General features: G+C 56.6%; 27 protein-coding genes and 1 riboswitch. Of the genes, 4 read left to right on the top strand and 23 right to left on the bottom strand.

All coding sequences use genetic code 11. The annotated features are described in order from the left end of the window. Position 1: 1 nt before the first annotated feature. The 11 genes from argF to B5E62_RS09265 form a co-directional block, all read right to left on the bottom strand. Positions 2-937, bottom strand: a complete 936-nt coding sequence (argF, locus tag B5E62_RS09215) for an ornithine carbamoyltransferase (protein WP_087174307.1) — start codon at positions 935-937, stop codon at positions 2-4. Between the two features lie 125 nt (positions 938-1,062). Next, positions 1,063-2,010 (bottom strand): SPFH domain-containing protein, encoded by a 948-nt coding sequence (locus B5E62_RS09220; RefSeq protein WP_087174308.1) that lies wholly within the window; start codon positions 2,008-2,010, stop codon positions 1,063-1,065. 1 nt (position 2,011) lies between these two features. Beyond that, positions 2,012-2,449, bottom strand: coding sequence for an NfeD family protein (locus B5E62_RS09225; protein ID WP_087174309.1), 438 nt, complete (start codon positions 2,447-2,449; stop codon positions 2,012-2,014). Positions 2,450-2,468: 19 nt separating this feature from the next. Continuing rightward, complete coding sequence (locus B5E62_RS09230; protein WP_087174310.1) at positions 2,469-3,296, bottom strand: TrmH family RNA methyltransferase; 828 nt, start codon at positions 3,294-3,296, stop codon at positions 2,469-2,471. Between the two features lie 124 nt (positions 3,297-3,420). After that, positions 3,421-4,110 carry a response regulator transcription factor gene (locus B5E62_RS09235; RefSeq protein WP_087174311.1) on the bottom strand — a complete coding sequence of 230 codons (690 nt, stop codon included), beginning with the start codon at positions 4,108-4,110 and terminating at the stop codon, positions 3,421-3,423. Next, on the bottom strand, positions 4,103-5,599 hold the full coding sequence (locus B5E62_RS09240) for a sensor histidine kinase (protein ID WP_087174312.1): 1,497 nt from the start codon (positions 5,597-5,599) through the stop codon (positions 4,103-4,105). Before B5E62_RS09240 ends, B5E62_RS09235 begins: the two co-directional genes overlap by 8 nt. A gap of 117 nt (positions 5,600-5,716) precedes the next feature. Continuing rightward, positions 5,717-6,904, bottom strand: coding sequence for a methionine adenosyltransferase (gene metK, locus B5E62_RS09245; protein ID WP_087174384.1), 1,188 nt, complete (start codon positions 6,902-6,904; stop codon positions 5,717-5,719). Between the two features lie 100 nt (positions 6,905-7,004). Further along, a riboswitch (SAM riboswitch) is annotated at positions 7,005-7,102 on the bottom strand. Positions 7,103-7,195: 93 nt separating this feature from the next. Next, positions 7,196-8,488 carry a UDP-N-acetylglucosamine 1-carboxyvinyltransferase gene (locus B5E62_RS09250; protein WP_087174313.1) on the bottom strand — a complete coding sequence of 431 codons (1,293 nt, stop codon included), beginning with the start codon at positions 8,486-8,488 and terminating at the stop codon, positions 7,196-7,198. A 292-nt stretch (positions 8,489-8,780) separates the two neighbouring features. Beyond that, entirely contained in the window at positions 8,781-9,278 is a 498-nt protein-coding gene (locus B5E62_RS09255; RefSeq protein WP_087174314.1) for a shikimate kinase, read from the bottom strand. Between the two features lie 204 nt (positions 9,279-9,482). After that, on the bottom strand, positions 9,483-10,340 hold the full coding sequence (locus B5E62_RS09260; RefSeq protein WP_087174315.1) for an anti-sigma-I factor RsgI family protein: 858 nt from the start codon (positions 10,338-10,340) through the stop codon (positions 9,483-9,485). After that, complete coding sequence (locus B5E62_RS09265) at positions 10,330-11,103, bottom strand: sigma factor (RefSeq protein ID WP_087174316.1); 774 nt, start codon at positions 11,101-11,103, stop codon at positions 10,330-10,332. Before B5E62_RS09265 ends, B5E62_RS09260 begins: the two co-directional genes overlap by 11 nt. Before the next feature lie 244 nt (positions 11,104-11,347). Between B5E62_RS09265 and B5E62_RS09270 the strand changes: the two genes are divergently transcribed. Genes B5E62_RS09270 through B5E62_RS09285 form a run of 4 tightly spaced genes read left to right on the top strand, consistent with a single transcriptional unit; the run spans position 11,348 to position 14,985 of the window. After that, positions 11,348-12,175 (top strand): anti-sigma-I factor RsgI family protein, encoded by an 828-nt coding sequence (locus B5E62_RS09270; RefSeq protein ID WP_087174317.1) that lies wholly within the window; start codon positions 11,348-11,350, stop codon positions 12,173-12,175. Next, positions 12,165-12,860: a polyphosphate polymerase domain-containing protein gene (locus B5E62_RS09275; RefSeq protein WP_242957802.1), complete on the top strand. Its 696-nt coding sequence runs from the start codon at positions 12,165-12,167 to the stop codon at positions 12,858-12,860. The genes B5E62_RS09270 and B5E62_RS09275 overlap by 11 nt, the downstream gene beginning before the upstream one ends. A 48-nt stretch (positions 12,861-12,908) precedes the next feature. Then, positions 12,909-13,580 carry a DUF4956 domain-containing protein gene (locus B5E62_RS09280; protein ID WP_087174318.1) on the top strand — a complete coding sequence of 224 codons (672 nt, stop codon included), beginning with the start codon at positions 12,909-12,911 and terminating at the stop codon, positions 13,578-13,580. A gap of 4 nt (positions 13,581-13,584) precedes the next feature. Beyond that, on the top strand, positions 13,585-14,985 hold the full coding sequence (locus B5E62_RS09285) for a CotH kinase family protein (protein WP_087174319.1): 1,401 nt from the start codon (positions 13,585-13,587) through the stop codon (positions 14,983-14,985). Positions 14,986-15,064: 79 nt separating this feature from the next. Here the strand turns inward: B5E62_RS09285 and B5E62_RS09290 are convergent, their stop codons facing one another. From B5E62_RS09290 to B5E62_RS09345, 12 genes are all read right to left on the bottom strand, one after another. Beyond that, complete coding sequence (locus B5E62_RS09290; protein WP_087174320.1) at positions 15,065-15,421, bottom strand: hypothetical protein; 357 nt, start codon at positions 15,419-15,421, stop codon at positions 15,065-15,067. Positions 15,422-15,632: 211 nt separating this feature from the next. After that, positions 15,633-16,292, bottom strand: coding sequence for a V-type ATP synthase subunit D (locus B5E62_RS09295; protein ID WP_033125945.1), 660 nt, complete (start codon positions 16,290-16,292; stop codon positions 15,633-15,635). A gap of 167 nt (positions 16,293-16,459) precedes the next feature. Further along, positions 16,460-17,833, bottom strand: a complete 1,374-nt coding sequence (locus tag B5E62_RS09300; RefSeq protein WP_087174321.1) for a V-type ATP synthase subunit B — start codon at positions 17,831-17,833, stop codon at positions 16,460-16,462. A 2-nt stretch (positions 17,834-17,835) separates the two neighbouring features. Next, a complete protein-coding gene (locus B5E62_RS09305) occupies positions 17,836-19,602 on the bottom strand; it encodes a V-type ATP synthase subunit A (protein ID WP_087174322.1) in 1,767 nt (588 codons plus the stop codon). Between the two features lie 24 nt (positions 19,603-19,626). After that, positions 19,627-19,941, bottom strand: coding sequence for a V-type ATP synthase subunit F (locus tag B5E62_RS09310; protein ID WP_087174323.1), 315 nt, complete (start codon positions 19,939-19,941; stop codon positions 19,627-19,629). Then, entirely contained in the window at positions 19,934-20,902 is a 969-nt protein-coding gene (locus B5E62_RS09315; protein ID WP_087174324.1) for a V0D/AC39 family V-type ATPase subunit, read from the bottom strand. The genes B5E62_RS09310 and B5E62_RS09315 overlap by 8 nt, the downstream gene beginning before the upstream one ends. Before the next feature lie 12 nt (positions 20,903-20,914). Further along, a complete protein-coding gene (locus tag B5E62_RS09320; protein WP_087174325.1) occupies positions 20,915-21,520 on the bottom strand; it encodes a V-type ATP synthase subunit E in 606 nt (201 codons plus the stop codon). A 45-nt stretch (positions 21,521-21,565) separates the two neighbouring features. Further along, a complete protein-coding gene (locus B5E62_RS09325) occupies positions 21,566-22,051 on the bottom strand; it encodes a V-type ATP synthase subunit K (protein WP_087174326.1) in 486 nt (161 codons plus the stop codon). Beyond that, positions 22,048-24,069 carry a V-type ATP synthase subunit I gene (locus B5E62_RS09330; RefSeq protein ID WP_087174327.1) on the bottom strand — a complete coding sequence of 674 codons (2,022 nt, stop codon included), beginning with the start codon at positions 24,067-24,069 and terminating at the stop codon, positions 22,048-22,050. Before B5E62_RS09330 ends, B5E62_RS09325 begins: the two co-directional genes overlap by 4 nt. A 39-nt stretch (positions 24,070-24,108) precedes the next feature. Then, positions 24,109-24,417: a hypothetical protein gene (locus B5E62_RS09335; protein WP_087174328.1), complete on the bottom strand. Its 309-nt coding sequence runs from the start codon at positions 24,415-24,417 to the stop codon at positions 24,109-24,111. A 298-nt stretch (positions 24,418-24,715) separates the two neighbouring features. Next, on the bottom strand, positions 24,716-25,207 hold the full coding sequence (locus B5E62_RS09340; protein WP_087174386.1) for a tRNA (cytidine(34)-2'-O)-methyltransferase: 492 nt from the start codon (positions 25,205-25,207) through the stop codon (positions 24,716-24,718). A 26-nt stretch (positions 25,208-25,233) separates the two neighbouring features. Continuing rightward, on the bottom strand, positions 25,234-26,088 hold the full coding sequence (locus B5E62_RS09345; RefSeq protein WP_087174329.1) for an AIR synthase-related protein: 855 nt from the start codon (positions 26,086-26,088) through the stop codon (positions 25,234-25,236). Positions 26,089-26,114: the final 26 nt, after the last annotated feature.

The following is a 26,114-nucleotide window of genomic DNA, read 5'->3' on the forward strand; positions in this document are numbered from 1 at the left end:
GTCAATCACCGAGGGTCGCGACCATGATGGCCTTGATGGTGTGGAGACGGTTCTCCGCCTCGTCGAACACGACAGATGCCTCGCTCTCGAACACGTCCTCGGTTACCTCTTTCCCTTTATTTGCCGGCAGGCAGTGGGAGAACAGTGTGGTGGACTTGCCTGTCCGCTTCATGAGCTCCGCGTTTACCTGATAGGGCAGCGCCAGCCTGGTGCGCTCCTGCTCCTTCTTCTCCTCGCCCATGGAGAACCACACGTCTGTGTAGAGCATATCCGCTCCCTCCACAACGTCCAGCTGGTCGGAGACCTCCACTGTGGAGCCGGCTGCCTCAGCAAAGCCCTTGCATGTCTCGATGAGCTTCTCATCCGGCCAGAGGCTCTTGGGTGCCGCCACGGCCACATTGACGCCCACCTTGCTGCATCCTACCAGAAGACTGTTGGCCACATTGTTCCGGCCGTCTCCCAGGTAGACCACCTTCAGTCCCTTTACATGGCCAAAGTTCTCCTTCAGCGTCAGCAGGGTAGCCAGGCACTGGGTGGGATGCCACTGGTCTGTCAGGCCATTCCACACCGGAACGCCGCTGTACTCGGCCAGCGCCTCCACAAAGGACTGCTCAAAGCCGCGGTACTCGATGCCGTCGAACATGCGTCCCAGCACCCGGGCTGTATCCTCGATGCTCTCCTTCTCTCCCAGCTGGAGCTCGCTTCCTGCCAGGTAGGTGGCTGTGGCCCCCTCGTCCTGGGCGCCGATGGTGAAAGCGCACCGTGTCCTTGTGGAGGGCTTTTCAAAAATGAGGGCAATGTTCTTTCCCTTCAGGCTGTCTCCCTTGATGCCCTTTTTCCTCTTCTCCTTCAGCTCCTCCGCCAGGTCCACCAGATAGAGTATCTCCTCCGGTGTAAAGTCGAGTAATTTCAAAAAGCTGCGTCCTTTTAAATTCATTTTATATACATCCTTCCTTGAAATCAATGTATACACCTCATATAAATGCATATAGATGCATAAAAATGAGTTGTACCGCTTTTATAATAGCACTTTTGTATACTTTATTCAAGATTTTTGTATATTTATGCTTTCTTTTCTTCCTGTTCCTCCGAGGCGCCCACCTCTGCCAGCGATTTCACCAGGCCGGCGATACCCTGTATCTCGGAGGGGATGATGATCTTGGTAGCCTTTCCGTCAGCTGCCTTCTCAAACGCCTCCAGGCTCTTGATGGTGAGGACGGACTGGTCTGCGCCTGCCTCCTTCAGGAAGCGGATACCGTCGGCGTTGGCCTGCTGTACCTTGAGTATGGCCTCCGCCTGTCCCTCTGCCTCCCGGATCGTGGCCTCCTTCTCGGCCTCCGCCCGGAGGATGGCTGCCTGCTTCGCAGCCTCAGCGTCCAGGATGACGGACTCCTTCTGTCCCTCTGCCACAAGGATGGAGGACTTCTTCTCGCCCTCTGCCCGGAGGATGGCCTCACGGCGTTCACGCTCCGCCTTCATCTGCTTCTCCATGGCATCCTGGATGGCTGCCGGCGGGATGATGTTCTTAAGCTCCACTCTCTTCACCTTGATGCCCCAGGGATCTGTGGCCACGTCCAGAGTAGCCCGCATCTTCGTGTTGATGGTCTCCCTGGATGTCAGCGTCTGGTCCAGCTCCAGGTCACCGATGATATTCCGCAGCGTGGTGGCTGTCAGGTTCTCGATAGCCATGATGGGATTCGCCACGCCGTAGCAGAACAGCTTCGGGTCCGTGATCTGGTAGAACACGACCGTGTCGATGCGCATGGTAACATTATCCTTTGTGATCACAGGCTGGGGCGCAAAGTCCACCACCTGCTCCTTTAAGTCCACACGCCTTGCCACCCGCTCGATGAACGGGATCTTGAAGTGGAGTCCCACGCCCCATGTAGCCTGATACGCGCCAAGCCTCTCGACAACAAGCGCCTTTGACTGCGGAACTACCTTGACGCAGGATATCAGTATCAGCACGACAAAGATCAAAAGTATGATTCCAACAATTATCCCCAGCATATTAAAGTTCCTCCTTTTTCTTTACGATCAGTTTCACTCCCTGTATTCCTTCTACAGAGACGACCGTGTCCTTCGGGATCCTCCCCTCCGGCTCATCGGTCCTGGCGGACCAGGTCTCCCCGTCCACCTCCACCAGACCCTGGCTCTTTATTGTATCGATCTCCTCCAGGACCACGCCCTGGCGCCCGATCATGCTCTCCACATTGGTGCTCTGTCTTCTGTTGTTGAAGTACTTCAGCGCTATGGGGCGCGTCAGCACAAGAAGCACGACCGACACCACCAGGAAAAGGGCTATCTGTACGACGATCCCGGCCCCCAGTATGCCGGCCAGGAAGGCCACCAGCGCACCGGCGGCAAACCAGATGGTGGTCAGTCCCAGGGTAGCTATCTCGATGACCAGAAGCACAATAAAGATAACGATCCAGTAAATTGGCGACATGCTCCTCCCTCCTTCTTTTCTATCTCTCTATACTGCTTTTATCTGTTCTTCTCCTCTGTCTCCCCGCCTCAAACATGAGCACGGTCGAGGCAATGGCGACATTCAGAGACTCTACCTCTCCCTCCATGGGAATGCGGATCCAGGTGTCCGCCAGCTCCGCCACCTCCCGGCGCAGGCCGTTCCCCTCATTTCCCACAAGGAACGCGCATCCTCCTGTGTAGTCCTCCTCATCGTAGGCTCTTTTTCCCTCAAGGTGAGCGGCAAAGGTCTGTATCTCCTCCCGCCTCATCTCCTCCAGGAGTCCCGGCACATCGTCCACATACAGGCAGGGCATCCTGTAGATGGAGCCCATGGTGGAGCGGATGGTCTTCGGGTTGTACAGGTCCACACAGTCCCTGCTCAGGAAGATGCCTGTCACCCCCGCACCCTCACCGGTGCGGACGATGGTCCCCAGGTTGCCCGGGTCCTGCAGGTTATCCAGGACGAGGAGCAGGGGCTCTCTGCGCGCCCCCGTTGGCCGCAGCAGCTTCTCCCGGGACACCCCCGGCATCCGGCCGGCCACACAGAGCACACCCTGGGGCGTCCTTGTGTCGGACACATAGTCAAAGACATGGTCGGAAAGGACCTCCGGGGCGACGCCCGCCTGCCGGGCCTTTTTATCCACCAGCTCCCTCTCCCTTTCGTAAAATGTCTCTGACACGTAGAGCTCCCGCAGCATCTCCCCCGGGATCTCCCGGAACATGCGCAGCCCCTCCGCCAGGAAGACCTGTTCTGCGTCCCTGGCCTTTCTCTTCCTTCTGAGCGTGGCCAGTCTCTTCACTTTTGGATTTGCCGTGCTTGTGATCATGCTGCCTTCTCTCCCCTGCAGTGTTTTCCGGTCAGGCGCAAAGGGCCTCTCCCGGGTAAAATATAAAGGGCCGCCCGCACAACTGCATCGCTGCGCGGACGGCCCGACAGACCAGATGGATCTCCTACATCTTAAATCGGTAGCCCACTCCCCAGATAGTCTCTATATACTGCGGATTAGCTGTATCCATCTCTATCTTCTCACGGATCTTCTTGATATGCACTGTGACAGTGGCGATATCTCCGATAGATTCCATGTCCCATATCTCGCTGAACAGTTCATCTTTAGTATACACATGATTAGGGTGACTTGCAAGAAAAGTCAGCAAATCAAACTCCTTTGTCGTAAAATTCTTTTCCTCCCCATTGACCCACACTCTGCGGGCTGTGGTGTCGATCTTCAGCCCCCGTATCTCGATGACCTTGTTTGCCTCGGCGGCGCTCCCCACAAGCCGCTCATAGCGGGCCAGGTGGGCCTTCACCCGGGCCACCAGCTCGCTGGGGCTGAAGGGCTTTGTCATATAGTCGTCCGCTCCCAGTCCCAGTCCCCGTATCTTGTCAATGTCATCCTTCTTGGCCGAGACCATGATGATGGGCGTATTTTTGCTGTCCCTCACCTGGCGGCAGATCTCAAAGCCGTCCACCCCGGGCAGCATCAGGTCCAGGATGAGAAGGTTGAAATCCTCGTTCAGGGCCTTCTCCAGTCCCGTCTCCCCGTCATTGGCCACTTCCACTTCAAATCCGCTCAGCTCCAGATAGTCCTTCTCCAGATCCGCAATGGCCTCTTCGTCTTCCACGATCAGTATCTTATTCATTTACCGGCACCTCCTGATATTTCCGGAGGACAAAATACATGGTCGTCCCCGTGCCTTCCCGGCTGGTGGCCCATATTTTTCCTCCATGATCTTCTATGATCTTCTTCACAACGGAAAGCCCGATCCCGCTTCCCCCCTTGGACGAATTCCGGGATACGTCCGTCCTGTAAAACCTCTCGAATATATTGGTCAGGTCCTTGGCCGCGATGCCGCAGCCGTTGTCCTCCAGCTCCACCTGGACGAAATCCCCCACGTCCTTGACCCGCAGGTTGATCTTGCCCTTGGGCTTGTCCATATACTTCAGAGAGTTATTGATGATATTGTGGATGACCCGCCTGATCTGCTCCGCGTCCGCAATGACCTTCACGTCCTCCTCCACATAGTTGAAATAGCCGAACTCCACAGCTCTTTCCTCCAGCTCCAGGGCCAGGTCCTCGGCGCAGTCGTCAAAGTAATCGTTGACCGAGATCGTGTCAAAATTGTAGGGGATACGGTTCGTGTCTATCTTTGAGTAGAAGGTCAGCTCGTTGATGAGGGTATCCATCTCCCCCGCCTTGTTGTAGATCGTGCGGATGTATTTCTCCAGCTTTTCCGGCGTATCCGCCACGCCGTCCATGATCCCCTCCGCATAGCCCTTGATGGTGGTCACGGGGGTCTTCAGGTCGTGGGAAATGTTGCTGATGAGCTCCTTGTTCTCCTTGTCGAAGGCCAGCTTTTCCTCCGCGTTGGCCTTCAGCCTCCTGCGCATCTCCTCGAAGTCGTGGCAGAGCTGCCCCAGCTCATCGTCTGTCTCCCACTTCATCTCAAAGTCCAGGTTGCCCTCTTTGATATTCTGAGCCGCCTGCTGCATCCGCTCCAGGGGCCGCATGACAGTCCGGTAGATCCAGAGCACCAGCACTGCCGCCGTGAAGACGAGCACCAGGGCAATGACCACCAGCACATCCACCGCAAACTCCCGTATCTCCGGTATCATGTCCCCCACATCCGTGACGATAAAGGCGCTGCCGTCGCTGCCGTCGGTGTACTGGAAGTCAACCTGCTTCACAAGGATCTGTACCCTGCCCCCGAAATACAGGCCCGCGTCAGAGGTGGTCTCCGTATTCCCGTAGGGCGGCAGCTTGCCCAGCACGTTGTCCAGGCTCTGCACCTTCTCGCCCATGTAGGTGATGGTGTCGCCCTTGCGCACGATGAGACAGGACTTCTTGTCCGCCAGCGTATCGTTAAATTCAGCCAGGTAGGTGGCGTCCTCCAGCTTGTCCGGCTCTGTCTCCGCCGTCTTCCTCAGCTGGCTGCAGGGCTCCACCGTGAGCTGCCCCAGCACCTGCACCGGGTTGGTCAGCACCTCCAGGGTGGTCCCCGTCAGCCCGTAGGTCTTCTCAATGGAGCTTATCTGGTAGCTTCCCAGCAGGAGGATGAACAGGGATGTGAGCACCACAGGCACCATGATAACTGTAAAAAACGCAATGATCAGTCGGGTCTTAAACTTCATAGCATAAACCTCCGCTGTTATTTTAGCATAAAAAGAGCGCTTTCCCAAAAAAGCGCTCATAAATTTTTATAAATTTTTTATAAATACGCTGACAGGTCTTTACAGACATCCCGGTCTCTACAGATACTTCTTCAGCTCCTCCGCCTTGTCCGTCTTCTCCCAGGGCAGGTCTATGTCTGTGCGTCCAAAGTGCCCGTAGGCGGCTGTCTGCTTGTATATGGGCCTCCTCAGATCCAGCATCCGGATAATGCCGGCAGGGCGGAGGTCAAAGTTCTCCCGTATCATCTCCACGATCCTCTCGTCGGACAGCTTTCCTGTCCCGAAGGTATCCACCATGACAGATGTGGGATGGGCCACGCCGATGGCGTAGGAGAGCTGTATCTCGCACTTCTTCGCGATCCCGGCAGCCACGATGTTCTTGGCTACATACCTGGCCGCGTAGGCCGCGGAGCGGTCCACCTTTGTGCAGTCCTTCCCGGAGAAGGCGCCGCCGCCGTGGCGGGCCATGCCGCCGTATGTGTCCACGATGATCTTGCGTCCTGTCAGTCCGCTGTCCCCGTGGGGGCCGCCGATGACAAACCGGCCTGTCGGGTTGATGAAGAATTTCGTGTGTTCATCTGTCATCCCTTCCGGTATCACAGTGTCAAACACATATTTTCTGATATCCTCATGGATCTGCTCCTGGGACACATCCGGGTCGTGCTGGGTGGACAGGACCACCGCCTCCAGTCTCGCGGGGACTCCGTTCTCATCGTACTCCACAGTCACCTGGGTCTTGCCGTCCGGGCGGAGGTAGGGAAGCGTTCCGTCCTTCCTCACTTCCGTCAGCCTCCTGGCCAGCTTGTGGGCCAGGGCTGCTGAGTAGGGCATCATCTCCGGCGTCTCGTCTGTGGCGTATCCGAACATCATGCCCTGGTCACCGGCGCCGATGGCGTCCAGCTCCTCCTCGGACATCCCGTTTTCCTTCGCCTCCAGCGCCTTGTCCACACCCATGGCAATGTCGGAGGACTGCTCGTCGATGGCAGTGATGACGCCGCAGGTGTCCGCGTCAAAGCCGTATTTCCCTCTCGTGTACCCTATTTCTCTGACTGTGTCCCGGACAAGCTTCTGGATATCCACGTAGGCGTTTGTGGTGATCTCGCCCATGACGAGCACAAGTCCTGTGGTGGTGCATGTCTCGCAGGCCACGCGGCTCATGGGATCCTGCTCGATGAGGGCATCCAGGATGGCGTCTGATATCTGATCGCACATTTTATCCGGATGGCCCTCGGTTACTGACTCTGATGTAAATAATCTTTTTTCCATTGTCCTCTCCTTTTCTTTTCTCCTGTTCATCTCCTGTGCATAGGGCAAAAAATAAGTCCGCTTATCAGGAATAAGCGGACTGTTATATACCCAACAAACCCTCTTATTGTTCGATCACTCGCTCAGGTTGGCACCTTCCGTCGCCGGGGTTGCCGCAGCTTCACAGGTCCTTTGTACCTCCACTGCTCTGAATAAGAGAAATTTTCTTTATTTACTGTTTTTATATCGCTAAAGATACAATAGCTACTTTACATTCTTTTCCGCCGGAAGTCAAGCACTTTCCGACACTTTTCAGCTGACCTTCAGCATGAACTTGCGGATCTCCTTCTCCGTGGACACCTTTTCGATGACCGCGCCCAGGCTCCGCAGCTTCTCCTCAAAGCGCTCGTAGCCTCTCTGGATATAGACGATGTCGTCCACAATAGTGATGCCGTCCGCGGCCAGTCCCGCAATGCACAGCGCAGCTCCCGCCCGGAGGTCAGGCGCGCTCACCCTTGCGCCGGAGAATTTTTCCACGCCCTCGATGGTGGCGGAATTTCCTTCTATCTTCACACTGGCTCCCATCCGGGCCAGCTCATCCAGGTATTTGAACCTGTTCTCAAAAATACTCTCCGTAATGGTACTTGTCCCCTCGCACAGGGCCAGGGTCACACCGATCTGGGGCTGCATGTCTGTCGGGAAGCCCGGGTAGGGAAGGGTCTTCACATGGGTACATTTCAGTCTTCCCTTGGAGACTACCCGCACCGCGTCGTCAAACTCCTCCACCTCGCACCCGATCTCCAGCAGCTTGGCTGTCGTCGCCTCCAGATGCTTGGGAATAACATTCATGACCGTCACATCGCCCTGCGTAGCCGCAGCCGCGAACATAAAGGTGCCCGCCTCGATCTGGTCCGGGATGACGGAGTACTCTGTCCGGTGCAGTCTCTGGACGCCCCTTATCCTGATGACATCTGTCCCGGCGCCCCTGATATTTGCGCCCATGCTGTTGAGGAAGTTGGCCACATCCACAACATGGGGCTCCTTTGCCACATTTTCCAGGATGGTCAGGCCCTCGGCCATGGCCGCGGCCATCATCACGTTGATGGTAGCTCCCACGCTGACCACGTCAAAATAGATGTGCTTGCCCACCAGCCTGGATGCCTCGGCGATGATCTTGCCGTGCTCGATCTCCACTTCCGCTCCCAGGGCACGGAATCCCTTGAGATGCTGGTCAATGGGCCGGCTGCCGATGTTGCAGCCTCCGGGGAGGGCCACCTCCGCCCGCTTATATTTTCCAAGGAGGGCTCCCAGCAGATAGTAGGAGGCCCGTATCTTCTTGATATAGTCGTACTCGATATCGACGCTCGTCACGCCTTTGCCGTTGATCTTCACTGTGTGCCGGTCCACCCTGTGCACCATCGCTCCGATTCCCGCAATAGCGTCCAGAAGCACATTGATGTCATTGACATCCGGAAGATTATCGATCATCACAGTTTCATCGCTCATGATTGCAGCCGCAAGAATAGCAAGGGCCGCATTCTTTGCTCCGCCTATCTCCACTTCGCCAACAAGCGGGTTGCCGCCTTTAATAATATATTGTTCCATACTGCACCTCGATCATACTCTCATTCTCCGCCCTCACCGGCGAAGCCCGATTTTCTTAAATATTTACGATATTTCTATATATTTTCAACAGATGATACTCTTATTATCTCTCAATTCCGCCTCAGGATGCATGGGAGTGATATCCTTATCCGGAACATTTTCCTTCCCTCATGCCTCCGCGCAAAATCTGCCTTCATCATTATATCACATAAGACCGGTTTGTAAAACATTTTTTACAACTACGTAAAATTTCTGTAACATTTCACTATATGACCCGCGCATCCGGCCTGTGTTATTTTTCTAAAACGTTTAAAACTTTACCAATAGTTTCCTCCAATGTCAACCCATCTTCGCAAATTGTAATATCTGCATATTTTTCAAACAGGGCCCTCCGTTCCTCGTACAGCTCCCGGAGCGTCTGTCCCTCCTTCAGGGCAACCCCTCTTTTGCGGGGGTCTCCGATGCGGTCTTTGATCGTCTCGTATGACACCTGGAGGTACACGACCTTTCCGATCTTTTTATAGTGCTCCATGGCGTTCCGGCAGTAGACTACGCTCCCGCCCGGCGAGATGATGCAGCGCGTTGCCTCCACCTGGGCGTTTATCCGGTCCTCCACCTCCAGGAAGCCTTCCGTCCCGCGCTCCTCGATGATCTCGTGCAGGAGCTTCTTCTCCCTCTCCTGTATGAGAAGGTCCACGTCCAGGAAACCGTAGCCCAGCCGCTTTGCCGCCACAACTCCCACTGTGCTCTTTCCGGCTGCCGGCATTCCGATAAAAATGATATTATCCATACTCCTCTCCTTCTCTCCCTGTGTCTCCCCTTGTGCGGCGCGTCTCCCCCGCGCCGCGGTCCCACATTTTCTTTCGCACATTATAGCACGCCCGGGCCGCATTTGTCCACGGTCCATCTCCGCCTATCTGTATGTGTTATTATATGCCAAAAGGAGGCTGCCCGTCACCGGGGCGCCTCCTTTCACCCTGTCCGCCTTTTTCTCTCAGTCGTCGCCGTCGTCATCCCCGTCATCGTCGTCGCCGTCATCCCCGTCGTCATCTCCATATCCGCTGTCGCCGTCATCATCTGACACCGGCGGCTGTACCGCCTGCGGAGTCTCCGCGGCAGGGGCGGCAGGAGCAGACGGGGCAGCCGGAGAGGCAGGGGCCTGCTGTGCGCCTTCCGCATCCTCCTGCGCAGGAGCTGTCTGCTGCGGGGCCGGGATCGTGACGCTCTCCGTCTCCTCCTGTATCACTTTCTCCTCCGGATCGGTGGAGATCACAACGCGGATGCTGTGATCTGCCAGATGCTCTTCCAGCTCACTTTTCATCCTCCGCTCTGTGTCCTCGACCCACTGTGCGCTTTCAGCCTCGGCTGTCAGGGCAATCTGCCCTCCCTCCTCCAGGAACTGCATCTCGACGGCCAGGTCCGCCAGCTCGTCGGCCGCCTCATATCGGTCTTTCCCCCCGTAATCGTAGCCTTCCACAAGAGCCTCCCCATCGGCATTGGTCCCGGTCAGCCCCACGACTCTCCCCGACCTGCTGATCTCCATCTCCACTCCCGGGTTTATCTCCATCTGCAGAGTGCCATAGGGCACAAATACATATCTGTACTGCTGTACCCCCAGCACCGCCAGGGCGACGCAGGCCGCCAGGCTGACCGCCGTCCGCAGCGCGCGTCTGCGCCGCCTCCTCTTATCCTGGGGATACTCGATCAGGATGGCCGTGTCGATCCTATCCCCCCTCTCATATCCGCAGTTGGCAGCCTTCAGAAACCGGCCCTCGCTGTCCAGAAGGACCACGTAGGCAGGATGTGTCTCCATAACCAGGTATGTTGTCTTCTCTCCCATATCAAGCTCCATTCTCTCTGCTCCCCTCCGACGCCGGGCCGTCTGCCGCTCCCGGCCCATCGGAGGACGACAGGTGATACAAATGCCCTCTGATGATCTCATAGCCGTTTGTGAATGCCAGCAGCACCGCTACCAGATATTTCCTGTGTCTCTCCATCGTCTTCCTCTCCACGCCGGAGGCCCGGGCAAGCGCCGTCACAGGCAGCTTCCCTGTCCCCAGCAGCTCGTCGAGCAGAGCGGGGGCCCTCCTGGCTGCCGCAAGCACCCTCTGGCAGGCCGCCAGCGTGCGGCCCTGCCGCGGGCAATTGTCCGCCACCTCCGGGAAAGAGATCCCGAATTCCAGGAGTTTTCTCTCAAATTCATCAATCTCTTCCCTGACTGCGCTCCTGTCGTGCAGTGCCTGGATTTCGTTCCTGGAGTCCTCCAGCATGTCGATCTTCAGCGTCTCCGCGTCATCCTCCACCGCCTCATGCAGAGAGGACAGATGGGCGTGTCTTCTCTCTTTTCTGTAGTGGTCTATCAGGCGGTTCCTGATCCCCCTTGCAGAGTAAGAAAGAAAGGCACCCTTTCCTTTCTCATATCCGAGGATCGACTCATAAAACGCGAGCATGGCCACGCTGAACTCCTCATCTCTCCCCTCAGCCGGGGGCCGGTTCAGGAACTTTGCCGTCTCAGCGCGTATAAATCCCATATACTGCCGGATGAGCCCGTCGGCCGCGTCCGGGTCCGACTTGGCGGCATACACCTGGTCTATGATCTCGTGTCCTTCCTTCATCCGTTTACCCTCCTCATTATATAGAATACGAAGAACATGTTTTATATTCCGGGGTCTGAAAACGCAATTATTACTAAATATACTTTTCGCTCTTTAAATCCGTGTTATATGCATGTTAAATCCAGGTAAATTTCTCCTTCTTTTTCCAAAAAATATAACTTTTTTATTTCCGACCCCGTTTTTCATTTTTTTCATCCGTATTCTCCAACATGATCAAACAAAATTTCATCAGGAGGGATTGATTATGAGAAAAAAACATGTGACTTTACTCCTTGCCGCACTGTTGACTGTCGGGCTGGTCGGAGGTATCCTCGCAGGCTGCGGCTCACAGACCTCTCCCGCAGGCACTGACACGGCCGCCGAGGTCTCCCGGAACACGGAGGGCGGCGTCATCACCTTAAAGGTGAATCCCGAGATCGCAGTCTCCTACAACAAAGACGGGGCTGTCACAAAGGTAGAAGGCAAAAACGATGACGGAGAATCGATCGTGGCAGACTATGTCGATTATTTCGGCAAGGACTGCAGGGAAGTGGTCAGCAGCCTGGTGGCAAAGATCAATGAGGCCGGCTATTTCGCGACGGAGGCCGATGGGACTCCCAGAGAGATAACCCTGGAGATCGAAGCTGGTTCAGTGCTTCCAGAAGACGATTTTCTCAAAAATATCGTTGCCGGCATAGAAGAGTACTCCGCTTCCCAAAATCTTTCATCTGCTGTGTCGGTAAACGGCGAGAACAGCTATGGCTGGACAGATTACGGTGACACCGACTACGGCCCGGACAACGACGGCGTCACAGACTACAACGACACCGACTACGGCCCGGGCAATGACGGCGTCACAGACTACAACGACACCGACTACGGCCCGGGCAACGATGGCGTCACAGACTACAACGACACCGACTACGGCCCGGGCAACGATGGCGTCACAGACTACGCAGCTCCGGCGGCACCGGCCACTCCGGCTCCCGCTCCGGCACCGGCTGCTCCGTCCGGCGGAGACTCCGGTTATGACGGAGATTCCGGCTACGACGGTGACTCAGGCTACGATGGTGACTCAGGCTATGATGATTGATAAGACTCCTCTGTCTTTCAGGCATGAGTACAAACATCTGATCTCTTCTTCCGAGGACCGCCTCCTCTCCGCCCGGCTCGGCAGGCTTTTCCCCAGAGACAGCCACGCCGGCCCGGACGGCACCTACCGGGTGCGAAGCCTGTATTTTGACACCCCCGGCAACCGGGCGCTGCGCCAGAAGCTGAGCGGGGCAGACAGCCGCGAGAAGTTCCGTCTCCGCTACTACGGAGATCCACCTGCATTTCTCAGGCTGGAGAAAAAGGTCAGGAAGAACGGCCTGTGCGCCAAGCGCTCGGCCCGCCTTACCCCGGAACAGTGTCTCCTCCTTCTCAGAGGAGATACGGATTTTCTGCTGGAGAGCCAGGATGCCCTGCTGATAGAATTTTACAGCAAGCTGAAAGGGCTGCTGCTCTCCCCCCGCACAGTAGTCAGCTACGAGAGAGAAGCGTTCATTTACCCGGCAGGAAATGTGAGGATCACGCTGGACCGGAAGCTTTGCGCCGGCATCTCCTGGAGAGAGTTCCTCACACCCGGGGACCGGGAGATGCCCGTCGATCCCGGCCGCACTGTACTGGAGGTAAAATACGACGCCTTTCTCCCCGACATCGTGCGGATGGCCGTCCAGATGCCCGGGCGCGCCACCTGCTCCTACTCAAAATACGCGGCGTGCCGCCGCTTTGATTAATGCCAAAAGAAATTTTGCCGCCGGAAGGGCGGCGGAACGGAGAACCTTATGACTTTTCAGGATATATTCAGATCCAGCTTTCTGGAAAATGTAAGCGCCATCTCCATGCTGGACATGGCTCTTTCCATACTGCTGGCCTTTGCCCTTGGGCTCTTCATTTTTTTCATTTACAAAAAAACATACTGCGGGATCATGTACTCACCGGGATTTGGAGTCACGCTGATCGCACTTACGCTCATCACCAATCTCCTTATCCTGGCTGTCACGAGCAATATTGTCCTCTCTCTCGGCATGGTGGGCGCCCTGTCCATTGTCCGGTTCCGCACGGCGATCAAGGAGCCCATGGACATCGCTTTCCTCTTCTGGAGCATTGCGGCGGGCATTGTGCTGGCGGCAGGGTTTATCCCCCTCGCCGTCTTCGGCAGCATGTTCATCGGGCTGATCCTCCTTATCTTTTCCAGCCGCAGGGACACGGATGCTCCCTACATCCTTGTCGTCCACTGCGACAGCGACGAGGCTGAGCAAAGGGCTGCCGGCCTCATCAAGGACCGGGCCGCCGCCGCTGTCATCAAGAGCAAGAGTGTTTCGGCCGGCTGCATTGAGCTGAACTACGAAGTGCGGCTTAAGGATGGCGCCGCCTCCTTTGTCAACGAGCTTGCCGGGATGGAGGGCGTGAGCCACGCTGTCCTTGTCTCTTACAACGGGGATTACATGGGGTAGGACTATGATCGGACACAGACATATTGACAAAATCTGTATTTTCACAGCTCTGGCAGCCCTTGTCATAACTGTCCTGTTCACACAGGGAGAGGCCCTCGGCATAAAGACGCTGCATTCCTCCCCCGGCTATGAAGCGCGTCTTTTTGACGACAGCAGGGTACATACGATCGACCTGCAGCTGGAGGACTGGGAAGCCTTTCTCGCCGCAGCGCCCTCCGAAGCCTATTTCCGGTGCGATGCGGTCATAGACGGGGAGACCTTTTCCAACGCCGGACTTCGGGCAAAGGGAAATAATTCCAGACGTCTGGTGGCGGAGTACGGGCTGGAGCGCTACAGCCTGAAACTGGAATTCGACCATTTTCAGGAAGGACAGACCTACTACGGTCTGGACAAATTTTCTCTGGATTCCTCCTTCCAGGACAACAGCTATCTGAAAAACTACATCTCCTATGACATGATGGAGCACATGGGCGTCCCGTCGCCTCTGCGCAGCTACGTGTGGGTCACGGTAAACGGAAATCCCCACGGCCTTTTCCTCGCCGTGGAGGAGCCGGAGGAGGCATTTGCCAGGAGGAATTTCGGTTCCGGTCACGGCCAGCTCTACAAGCCGGACTACAGATCCCTGAACGCAGAAAATAAAGACGTGGCTCTCCAGTATATTTCTGACGACCCGGCTGATTACGACAACATCTTCCGCAATGCCAAATTCCAGCCCGACGAGGAGGACAAGGCACGCCTTATCGAAGCGCTCAAAGCTCTGAACACTGATGGTGGAGATCTGGAAAGCGCTGTCTGTGTGGAGGAAGCGCTCCGTTATTTTACCGTTCAGGTGTTTGTCGTCAATCTGGACAGCTATCTGGGGCGCACGGGACACAATTACTTCCTCTACGAGGAGGATGGGCAGCTGCAGATCCTTCCCTGGGATTACAACCTGGCCTTTGCCACCTACTCCCTCGGAATGCCGGAGCCTGTCAATGACGCGGAGCTGTATATCAACTCCCCCATCGACACCCCCGCCTCCCGGGAGATCATGAACGAACGCCCTCTCTTCCACAGCCTGATGCAGGATGACAGGTATTTTGCGCAATATCACGCTCTTTTTGACGAGTTCATTGCCAGTTATTTTGAGAGCGGTCTCTTTGAGGAAAAAACCGCCCGGATAGTCAAAATGATCTCTCCCTATGTAAAAGAAGACCCCTCCGCCTTCTGTTCCTACGAGGATTTTCTCCAGGGCGTCTCCACCCTCAGCACCTTCTGCGCGCTGCGCGCCGAGAGCATCCGCGGACAGCTGGACGGCACTCTCCCGTCCACGATCCGGGAACAGCTGGAATTCTCCGGCGACTATGTGGACGCTAAAGATGTATGGCTGCCGGACATGGGCGAGATCGCGGACCTGACCGATTAAAAAAGAGGACATTGCCACCGCATGGAGGATATTTTCCCGTGCCCCGGCAATGCCCTCTTTCTTCTTTTTTGTTTTCGTATCAGTAAAATTTCCTTTTGTACTTTCTGTGGTCGCAGCGCCTCTTGCAGACCTCCTGGTACAGCATGACCTGTATCAGGTCCCGCAGCCACTCCCCCGGCTCCTCCTCTTCCTTCTCCATCTTCCCGTAAATACGCCCGCACATCAGGGCAAGCTGCAGCTTATCCGGGTACTCGTCGTAGAGCATGCTGCCCTCGTACTCCATGCGGTCACATTCGTCCTCCACATAGGGCAGCGCCCGCTTCGCCGTGTCAGGGTACATGCTCTTCATATACTCCAGGTCCCGTCTCTCTATCCGCTCATCGTCATATAAGAGGGGCGTCGGATAGGCCATATAGTAAGGTAGCTTCCGTTCCATGCGCAACACACTCCCAGCTGAAAAGGTCTTTCTACGTACAGCATATGCGGAGGGAAGGTTTTTGTTACAGCCAGCCTGTACATAAAAACTCCCCGGAAGCCCAATTTCCGGGGAGTTTTCTCTGTGGACTATTTTAAACCTTTATAGCTCTCGCTATATCCTTATAATATATCTCTTTTCCTTCCTGTCAACGCTTTATGTCTTTATATCCCTATGCCCGCTCGCTGTAGTGATGGGCCTCCTCAAGCATCATATCCTTCACCTTCATGAGCCTTATCTGGGAGCTCCTCTCGTTCTCATCCAGCTTCATGGTGATGTATTTGATGGTCTCCTGTGCCTGAGGGATGATCACATGCTCCAGCGCGTTTACACGGCGCCTTGTCTTCTCGATCTCGGCGGCCATCAGCTGGCAGGCCTTCTCCACCTCCGCAAGCCGGAGCATATCCGGCAGGATGTCCGCAAGAGATTTCACCGCTCCGTCCAGGTCGCTGGAGGTAAAGGCAAAGCCGTAGGAGTAGATATCGTTGGCGTCCGCTGTCCGGGTCTTTGTGTCAAACACCGGAATGTTGACGCTCATGACATTCTTCTTCCCCACCTCCAGGCTCACCTGCTGCTTCGGCGCCATCAGCGCCGTGTGGAGCGTGGCCTCGTCCATGCCCGCTCTGGCAATGACAAAATTCTTGTTCGCGGCCAGTATCCCGGCCTCCACTTTCTGGCGGAGGGCCATGTTCTCTCTCGCAAGGTCCAGGAACTGCCGCATCAGCTCATCGCGCTTATCTTTGAGGAGCTTGTGGCCTCTCCGGGCTGTGACAAGTTTCTTTTTCGTTTTTGTAAGCTCCATGCGGGTAGGAGTGATCTGTGTCGATGCCATATGCTTTCCTCCTTACTGTCTGCGCGTGCGCACGGCTTCTTTCGCCGTGCCCAGCTCGATTCCGCTGACGCTTCATCTCGCTGCCGGGCGCACGCCCTATGCATCTTTGCGGAAATATCCGTCCGCAGGCAAGCCTGCACGGCTATTTCCGCAAATCCGCGCACGGCTTACTGTTTCCCATAGTACAGATCCAGGTACTTGTCGTCGATACGTTTCAGCTCGGACCTGGGCAGGATGGACAGAAGCTTCCAGCCGATCTCCAGCGTCTCCTCGATGGACCGGTCCGTGTGGTAACCCTGGGACACGTACTGCTTCTCGAACTCGTCGGCAAATTTTGCGTAGATCAGATCGATCTCTGTCAGCGCCGCCTCGCCCAGGATAGTCATCAGCTCCTTAGCGTCCTTTCCTCTTGAGTAGGCCGCGAAAAGCTGGTTCATGGTGTTGGAATGATCCGCCCTTGTCTTGCCCTCGCCGATACCTTTGTCTTTCAGACGGGACAGGGAAGGCAGCACGTCGATAGGCGGCTGCACGCCCTTGCGGTACAGGTCACGGCTCAGGATAACCTGCCCCTCTGTGATGTATCCCGTAAGGTCGGGAATAGGATGGGTCTTGTCGTCCTCCGGCATGGTCAGGATGGGGATCATGGTGATACTTCCCTTCTTTCCTCTCTGCCGGCCTGCGCGCTCGTACATCTGCGCCAGGTCTGTGTACATATAGCCGGGATAGCCGCGGCGTCCCGGCACTTCCTTCTTGGCAGCGGAGATCTCACGGAGAGCGTCCGCATAGTTTGTGATGTCCGTCAGGATGACAAGGACATGCATGTCTTTCTCAAAGGCCAGGTACTCTGCTGCCGTCAGCGCCATACGGGGTGTGGAGATACGCTCCACCGCCGGGTCGTTGGCCAGGTTGATAAAGAGTACCGTTCTGTCGATCGCACCTGTCTCCCTGAAGGACTCCACGAAGAAATTGGACTCCTCAAAGGTGATTCCCATGGCCGCGAATACTACGGCGAATTTCTCATCGGTCCCACGCACTTTCGCCTGCCTTGCGATCTGGGCTGCCAGCTGGGAGTGAGGCAGACCGGAGCAGGAGAAGATAGGCAGCTTCTGCCCACGGACAAGAGTGTTCAGTCCGTCGATGGCAGAGATACCTGTCTGGATAAACTCGGAAGGGTAAACCCTGGCCGCCGGGTTCATAGGCAGGCCATTTATGTCCCTTCTCTCTTCCGGAAGGATCTCCGGGCCTCCGTCCGCGGGGCGCCCCAGGCCGTCAAATACGCGGCCCAGCATGTCCCCGGACACGCCCAGCTCCAGGCTCCGCCCGAGGAAGCGCACCTTGCTGTTGCTTAAGTTGATACCTGCAGCATTTTCATAGAGCTGTACGACTACCTTGTCACCGTCCACCTCCAGCACTTTGCAGCGGCGCCTCTCGCCGTTTGCCAGTTCGATCTCGCCGAGTTCGTCGTAGGTGACGCCCTCCACGCCTTTCACCATCATCAGCGGGCCGGCAACTTCCTGTATGGTTCTGTATTCTTTTGGCATGATTAGAAGTCCTCCTTCCCGAATGTGTCTGCGACCTCCGCGTCGAGCTCGCTCATAATGGTCTCATACTCAGACTCTATCTGGTCTGTCACCGTATATTTATAACGTCCTATTTTCTCGCGCACTGCCATCGCGAGGAGAGCGTTCATGGACGCGCCCCTGTTCAGGGCGTCCATGGACTTCTCATAGAAGGCCAGCACCAGCTTCATCATCAGATACTGCTTCCGCAGAGGCGTGTAGGTGTCCACGTCGTGGAAGGAGTTCTGGTGCAGGAAGTCCTCACGGATGGACCTGGCAGCCTCCATCTTCAGCCGGTCAGCCGGAGACAGGGCATCCATACCTACCATCTGCACGATCTCTTCCAGCTCCGCCTCATCCTGCAGAAGGCTCATCATCTTCTGGCGGTCCTCCATCCAGTCGGGAGCCACCTTCTCATTGAACCAGCCGCTCACATTGTCCAGATACAGGGAGTAGCTGGTAAGCCAGTTGATGGCCGGGAAATGTCTCTTGTAAGCCAGATTGGAATCCAGTCCCCAGAACACCTTCACGATACGCAGGGTTGCCTGGGACACAGGCTCCGAAGTGTCGCCTCCCGGGGGAGACACGGCTCCGATCACGGACAGGGAGCCCTCTCTTCCATCTTTTCCAAGGGAGATCACATGGCCTGCCCTCTCGTAGAACTCCGCCAGACGGGAGCCCAGGTACGCCGGGTATCCCTCCTCGCCAGGCATCTCCTCCAGACGTCCCGACATCTCACGGAGAGCCTCCGCCCACCGGGATGTGGAGTCTGCCATCAGGGCTACCGAGTAGCCCATGTCGCGGAAGTACTCCGCGATGGTAATTCCTGTATAAATGGATGCCTCACGGGCTGCAAAAGGCATATCCGATGTGTTTGCGATGAGGACGGTCCTCTCCATCAGGGAGCGGCCTGTCTTGGGGTCTTTCAGCTCCGGGAACTCATTCAGAACGTCCGTCATCTCATTTCCACGCTCGCCGCATCCGATGTAGACCACGATGTCCGCCTCAGCCCACTTTGCAAGCTGGTGCTGGATCACGGTCTTGCCGCTTCCGAAAGGTCCCGGCACGGCCGCCACACCGCCTCTGGCAATGGGGAAGAAGGTGTCGATGACCCTCTGGCCTGTCACAAGGGGCACATCCAGGGGCAGCTTCTTGACGTAGGGGCGCCCCCGTCTTACAGGCCACTTCTGTACCATGGTCAGCTCTTTGTCCCCGCTTTCCGTGGCAATGACTGCCACTGTCTCATCCACTGTAAATCCTCCTGCGCGTATCTCCTTCACGGTCCCTTCGATTCCATAGGGGACCATGATCTTCTGCTGTACCACCTGGGTCTCCTGCACGGTGCCCAGGACATCTCCGGCTTCCACCTCATCTCCGGCTTTGGCCACGGGAACAAATTCCCACTTTTTCTCCCGGCTCAGCGCCGCCACCTCCACACCTCTTTGCAGGTTGTTTCCGGAAATCTTCATGATCTCGTCAAGAGGACGCTGGATACCGTCGTAAATGCTGGAGATAAGGCCGGGTCCAAGCTCCACCGACATAGGAGCCCCTGTGGACTCTACCGGCTCGCCCGGCCCCAGTCCGGATGTCTCCTCGTACACCTGGATGGACGCCTCGTCCCCGTGCATCTCTATGATCTCGCCTATCAGGCGCTGCCTGCTCACGCGGACCACGTCGGACATGTTAGCGTCCCGCATCCCGGACGCGATGACCAGCGGTCCTGCTACTTTTTTGATCGTACCTGTACTCATAATGGACGTATCACCTCAACTTTCTTAGTTACTGAACAGGATATCGGACCCAACGGCCTGTTCCACCGATTTCTTCACTCCTCTGACGCCGCTGCCCGTATTTCCGGACACCCCCGGTATCTCAATGACCGCCGGGATGATCTGCCCCTCATACCGGGCTATCTCATGCTTCAGCTGCGCCGCCAGCACCTCCGTGATATAGATGATCCCATATCCTTCTGCAGCGAGCTGGTGGAGCCTCTCCCCTGCCTCCTGGGATGTGACGGGAAATGTGTCAAGTCCCAGGGCAGCAAAGCCGTAAATGCTGTCATAGTCGCCCATCACTGCTATCTTATACATACATTTCCCTTACCCTTTCCCGGATTGCCCGGTCCGGCAGCTGACTTCTCTTGCCGGAGAGGATGATCCGCACTGTCTTTATCTCGTTTTGCCTTGCAAGTACATACGCCACCACCGGGCCTATGGTAAATGCTTTATATTTCTGCGGGCTGATGGTCTGGATGATGCGGTTGTCACACCAGCGCTCAAAGGCAGACATAGACTCCGAGAGAGCCTGGGCTCCCCCCGCGTACTCGGTGCCAAGGAGATAGTCCCGTATAGCCTCCGGTCCCGAGAGGGCCGCCTTTGCAAGCTGGTCCACGCTGAGGCTGCCGCACTCCGCCATGGCCTGCTTCATAAATTCTATAGATTTTGCGGTTTTCTGCGCCCGCACCGCGATCTTGATGTCCGCCACTGCCACCACGGACCTGGCGTAGTCCCGGATGATCTCGTCCTCCGACTCCATCCCCGCCTTGTAAATGGCGTCCAGGGCCGCCCTGTCTATGATGATGTCGCAGAGCTGTCCGTCCCCCGCATGGAGCAGCGCCTCGCACGCCTGCTGGGCCGCCTGGCTCATATTTGCGGGAAGCCGCCCGAACTCCTTCTCCCGGATGATCTCCAGCATCTCCTGCCCGGAAACTGCCGTGTCCTCGTAGAAGATATCTCTGGGTGACTCCTTCACACAGGCCGCCTTGACCGCCGCCTTCAGGTTGTGGAACAGCTTCTGGCAGAAGAGCACGTCAAATTTCTTTCTGTCAATGGACAGCTCTCCCACAGTCTGCCAGATCTTTTCCTCCTCGCGCTTCAGCATCCTCTCCGCGTCCGCGGAGGAGTCCGCGTCGCCCCAGCCCCGCTCCGCCAGGAACTGCAGGCACTGCTCATAGCTCTGGCAGGCGATGAGCTGGTCGATGACCGCATCCGAGAAGAGGGAGACCTCAAGCGCTCTTATACGGGCAACCGCGTAGGTATACTTTTCACTCATCTACGTTCCTCCTCACGCCCTGTCCCTGGAAAACAGTCTCTTCTGGACACGGTCGCTCATCTCATCCCGCCTTGTCTCAAAGATGGCTTTAAAGGTACAGTTCTCCTCGACCCCGCCGTACACCAGCACGAATCCGTCCGGTACGAGAGCATCCCCCTCCGCCAGGGTGAGGGCTCCTCCCTTTGCCCGGGCCGCCTCCTGTATCTTTGCCTCAAATCCGGCCGGCATGCGCTGCGCGTCAGCAGGTGAGAAATGGATCTCTCCCTCCTGAGGAAGCACGTAATGGTCCAGCAGCTTCTCTACCAGCCCAAAATACGCTGCCGCGTCCATGTCCTTTATTTTCCGGTAAGCCTCCGCCAGCACCTCTCCTATGATCTCCTGTCTGGCGGAAAGGAGCTTCGTCCGTCTCTCCAGGTCCGATGCGGACACAGCCTTCTCCTTCAGGCCCTCCGCATCCGCCCTGGCCTTCGCGAGGATAGCCGCCGCTGCTCTTTCTGCCTGGCCCTTCTTCTCATCCAGGAGCTCCTGCGCCTGTCGCTGCGCATCCTGGATCTTCACTTCCGCGGAGGACCGGGCTTCTTCCAGAATACGGCTTTTCATTTTCTCTAATCCTGTCATGGCCTTCGCACTCCTTTTCCTGATCGTTCTTTGTCCGTCCCTCGGTTAAATCTGAATAGCAGTCACAGCCAGGATGGAGATCAGGAGAGAAAGGATCGCGTAGGTCTCGACCATGGCCGGGAACAGCATGGCCTTACCGAACTGCTCCGGCTTCTTCGCCACGATACCGATGGATGCCGCTGCCGTCTCTCCCTGGGATTTTCCGGAGATCAGTCCCACGATCCCTACCGGCAGGCAGGCTGCCAGGATGAGGAGACCTGTCTGCGGGTCGATCTGCGCCGCTCCGCCGCCAAGAAGGCCTATCTTGGAAAGGGTGAGGAAGCCCACCAGCAGTCCATAGATACCCTGTGTACCGGGCAGGAGCTGGAGCACCAGTACCTTGGCAAATTTGCTCGGGTCCTCTGTCACGACCCCCGCCGCAGCCTGTCCGGCGATGCCTACACCGAGGGCTGACCCCGCGCCTGCGAGAAACACGGCCACTGCCGCTCCGAGAAGTGAATATACCAGTCCTAAATTCTCCCATATACTCATGATATTGTTTCCTCCTTAATATCTACATATTTTGTATCATTCTCAAAGGGTTCAAAGGGCTTTCCTCCCCCTTCATAAAACTTTCCGAAAAACTCCACAAACTGGAGACGGTTCGTGTGCACGTAAGCGCCCAGCAGGTTGATGGCCAGGTTCATGGCATGTCCGACGATGAAGACGACCACAAACAGGATCACACCCGCAATGCTCTTTCCAAGCATGCTTCCCATCTGATTGACAACAGAGGCGATCACGCCCGTGGCAAGCCCCAGTGCCAGAAGACGGGAGTAGGACAGGACATCGCTGAGCCAGCCTGTGATATTGTAAATGTCGTAGGCTCCCAGTGCCAGCCGGAGCACCGGATTCTTGTTGTCCCGGCCGGACATCAGGAGAAGTCCCACAGCCCCCGCAATGGCCAGCACCTTTGCCAGCGTGTTAAGGGCCGGCGGGAAGACGATGTCCATCTGCGAGATGGAGCGGAAGATTTCCGACGGGAGCAGCATCATGATCAGTCCCACCAGGAATACGTACCAGAGCACCACGTCACAGAAGAAGTCCAGATACTGTCTGGCCTTAAGCTGCATGTAGCCCTTGATGCCGAGTCCCACGAACAGATGTACAAGGCCGAATGCCATGGAGTATACCAGCAGCTTCATGGGGTCGTTAAGAGGCGCGAACCACAGCGGCGGCACGCTGACCTCCCTCCCGAAGAAGACTCTGGACACCACATCCACCACATCTCCGAAATATCCTCCAAACAGGATGCCCCACACAATGGTGGAGACGCCGCACAGCATGAAAAGCTTCAGTGACTTGCGCATCCCCGCGCTCATCCTTGGGAATTTCTTCAGCGCCACGAAGCACACAATGGCCACGATCGCACCGTAGGCCGCATCTGACAGCATCATCCCGAAGAAGAACACATAGAAAAATGACATGATGGTCGTCGGGTCAAACTCTCCCCTGTGGGGAAGTCCGTAGGATTCCAGCACTCCCTCCACGCTGGAGGAGAAGGCGTTGTTGTGCAGGATGGTGGGCGGCTCCTCGTCCTCCCCCGGCTCCTCCACATCCATGACGCAGTCATATTTCTCTTCGATCGCCTTCTGAAGGGCAGGCACTGCCTTTGCCGGCACGTACCCGCTGATGAGGAAGGTGCGCCCTGACTGGGGCAGGGTTCCCAGCACCTGATATTTCTCCGCCCGGATGCGGTAGTAGTCCGAGATGTACTCCAGCTCCTCCCGCCTCGGAGCCCGGGCTTTTATCTCCTCTTCCTTCTCCTCTATCTCCCTGTTCAGCTTTCCAATATCCGCTTTCAGCTCCTCTGTCCGGACCGCCGGGTCCTCCGGTACGGTCTGCGAGGGTCTTGCAAATCCTCCCTGCCGGAGGGCATCCTCCACCGCGCCCGCATCCTCTCTCATACAGAACACAGCCATGTACACGCCGTCCGGGCCGGAGGAAACGATCTCCACATCCAGCTCCTCTGTCTGGGGGAGCTGCTCTGCCAGGACAGCGTACACATCCTCCAGCGTAGTGCCAGCTGCCATGATCCCCGGCAGCATAGCCGTGTGCTCTGTCCCCTCAAAATCCATAGGGACACCGAGGCCAAGCCAGGGGCTCAGGCTCTCTATCTGGTTTTCGTCCTTGAGAATGGCAGCTTTTTTCTCTGCGATCTGTCTGCTGCACAGAAGGATATCCGCCGCCATATCCATGATCTCTTCCCTGTCCTCGGCCGCCTTCCGGAACTGCTCCTTCTCCACCAGCTTCTTTCCCTCAAGGCTGGCGAACATGGACTGCTTCCGGGGAACATACTGCTCCAGTACATCCAGGGCCTGGTCCGCGGTGTGGGCTTTCTTCTCAAAGCTCAGCCTGGGGCTGGTGGTGTCCATCCTCTGGAAGATGTCGTCATCCTCCACCGGCTGGCTGACCTCCATGAGTCCCAGGGACTGGAGCCTCTCCAGGATGGCCTTTCGGTCCTTCTTCAGCGCGCAGATACTGACTCTTTGCATCTGCAGTACTGCCATAGACACATCCCTCCTTTTCTTTCATTTTTTAGAAGCGTCTCAGATCAGATGGTCGATGACATCTGACACGGCGGCCTCCTTCGTCTTTTCCGCTTCCTCCCGCAGAGTCCGGATCAGCTCCTCCGTCTCCGCAGCCGCCTCTTCCGCCAGTCTTTTCCCTTCCTCAGCAGCAGAGTCCATGACAGCCGCAGCCTCGGTTTTTGCATCCCGGATGATATTTTCCTGCATTTTCTCTGCCTCACCGGATGCCTGGGAAAGTATCTGCTCACAGCGGGCATCTGCCTGCGCCGCAATCTCTCCGGCCTCTTTTTCGGCCTGCTTTATGGTCTGAATGGTCTCCTCTACCATCTATTCACCACCTCTCTTTTCCTTTTTCTGCTATCCTGTAGTACAAATTATAATATGATTTGTTCGCCATGTCTATTATTTTTTGTTATTTTTGTTTCAACGCCTCTTGTGATTATACAATTTATTTTATAATCTCACAATTATTTTCATTGTTTCGGAGTGGGGATTTTTGCGTGCTCTTTCATTACTTTCTCCCTCTGATTTTGATTTTATGCGGAGCTCATCCTGCAATCCAGGAAAAAACAAACAGCCACACACACGATGCTGTTTGTGTGTATGGCTGTTCTGACTTTCTCTCTCACCAGGCCAGACGGTGCAGATGTCCTTCTGTCTCCATCCCCTCAAACCCGTTCTGCCGCAGCGCCTCATACAGCACGATGGCGACGGAGTTTCCCAGGTTGAGGGACCTGATGTGGCCCATCATGGGGATCCGCACGCAGGTCTCCGGATGGTCCACAAGGATCTCCTCCGGTATGCCGGCGCTCTCTTTCCCGAACATGATATAGCAGTCCGGCTCATAGCGGACATCCGTGTAGATCCTGGGCGCCTTTGTAGTGGCCATGTACAGCTTTGCTCCCGGGTTCTTCTCCAGGAAGTCCTGATAGTCGATGTAGGTAGTCACATCCAGGTCCTTCCAGTAGTCCATCCCCGCCCGCTTCAGGCTTTTTTCATCCAGCCGGAAGCCCAGGGGCTCGATCAGGTGGAGCCGCGCCCCGGCAGCCACGCATGTCCTTCCTATATTTCCTGTATTGGCCGGTATCTCCGGCTCATGCAGCACGATATTCAGCATCTGTTCCCTCCTGCTCATATCTGTAGTCATTCCTCCTGCCACAGCTTCCATATCTCGTCCATCCCGGGACGGTCCAGGAACCTGGCATCCTCTCCGTTTCGTATGATCTTGTCGTTATCTCTTCTGAGCCTCCCTATGACCCAGGCCTCCACCTGCTGCCGGGCAAGCCTCTCTGCCGCCTCCTCCCCGTCGGGCGCCGCCAGGAGAAAGCATCCCGCTGACGTGAGCTGATAGGGGTTGATGTGGAAGAGCTCGCACACTTCAATGGTCTCCTGCCTGACAGGGATCTTCTTCAGGTCCGCCTCCAGGCCACGGCCCGTCACAGCAGCCAGGTCCCACAGGGCCTTGAAGACTCCGCCTGCCCCCACGTGATGGATCACCGGTATCCCGGCTCTTCTGGCTCCCCGGACAATGTCTGTCCCAAAGACCCGGTCCTGCGCGGACTCCACCAGCCGCAGAAAGGAGGGGGCAAACCTGCGCCGGAGAAGCCCCCGCCTCTCCTCGCTGATCCGCAGCATCCCCTCCAGGCCGGCATGGCCGGCCACAAGGATATCCATGCTCTCCCGCCTCCTGGGACTCTCCGGGCCTTTAACGCCCGGCTCTCCCGCTGCCGTCACCAGGGCGCAGGGCAGGGTGACCGCCGGACATTTCCCGCCCTCCGGCTCGCTTATGTCCAGAAAAAATGGCAGGTCCTCTGCCATTTTCCTCCACTTCTTTTTTAGTTCATACAGAAAAGTATTCTCCTGGTCCGCCGGTATCTGGAACACCGCCTTTGCGGAGAACTCCTCCGCCCCTCCGGCCGCCAGGGCATTGACGCAGTGGGCCAGGGCGTACCGCCCCAGATCCCCCTGCTCCCCGTACACGATCGCTGTCTCTGTCAAAATCCGCTCTCCTTTTCCCTTGCTCC

It is taken from the genome of Lachnoclostridium sp. An118 (assembly GCF_002160985.1).
Lineage (GTDB): Bacteria > Bacillota > Clostridia > Lachnospirales > Lachnospiraceae > Claveliimonas > Claveliimonas stercoravium.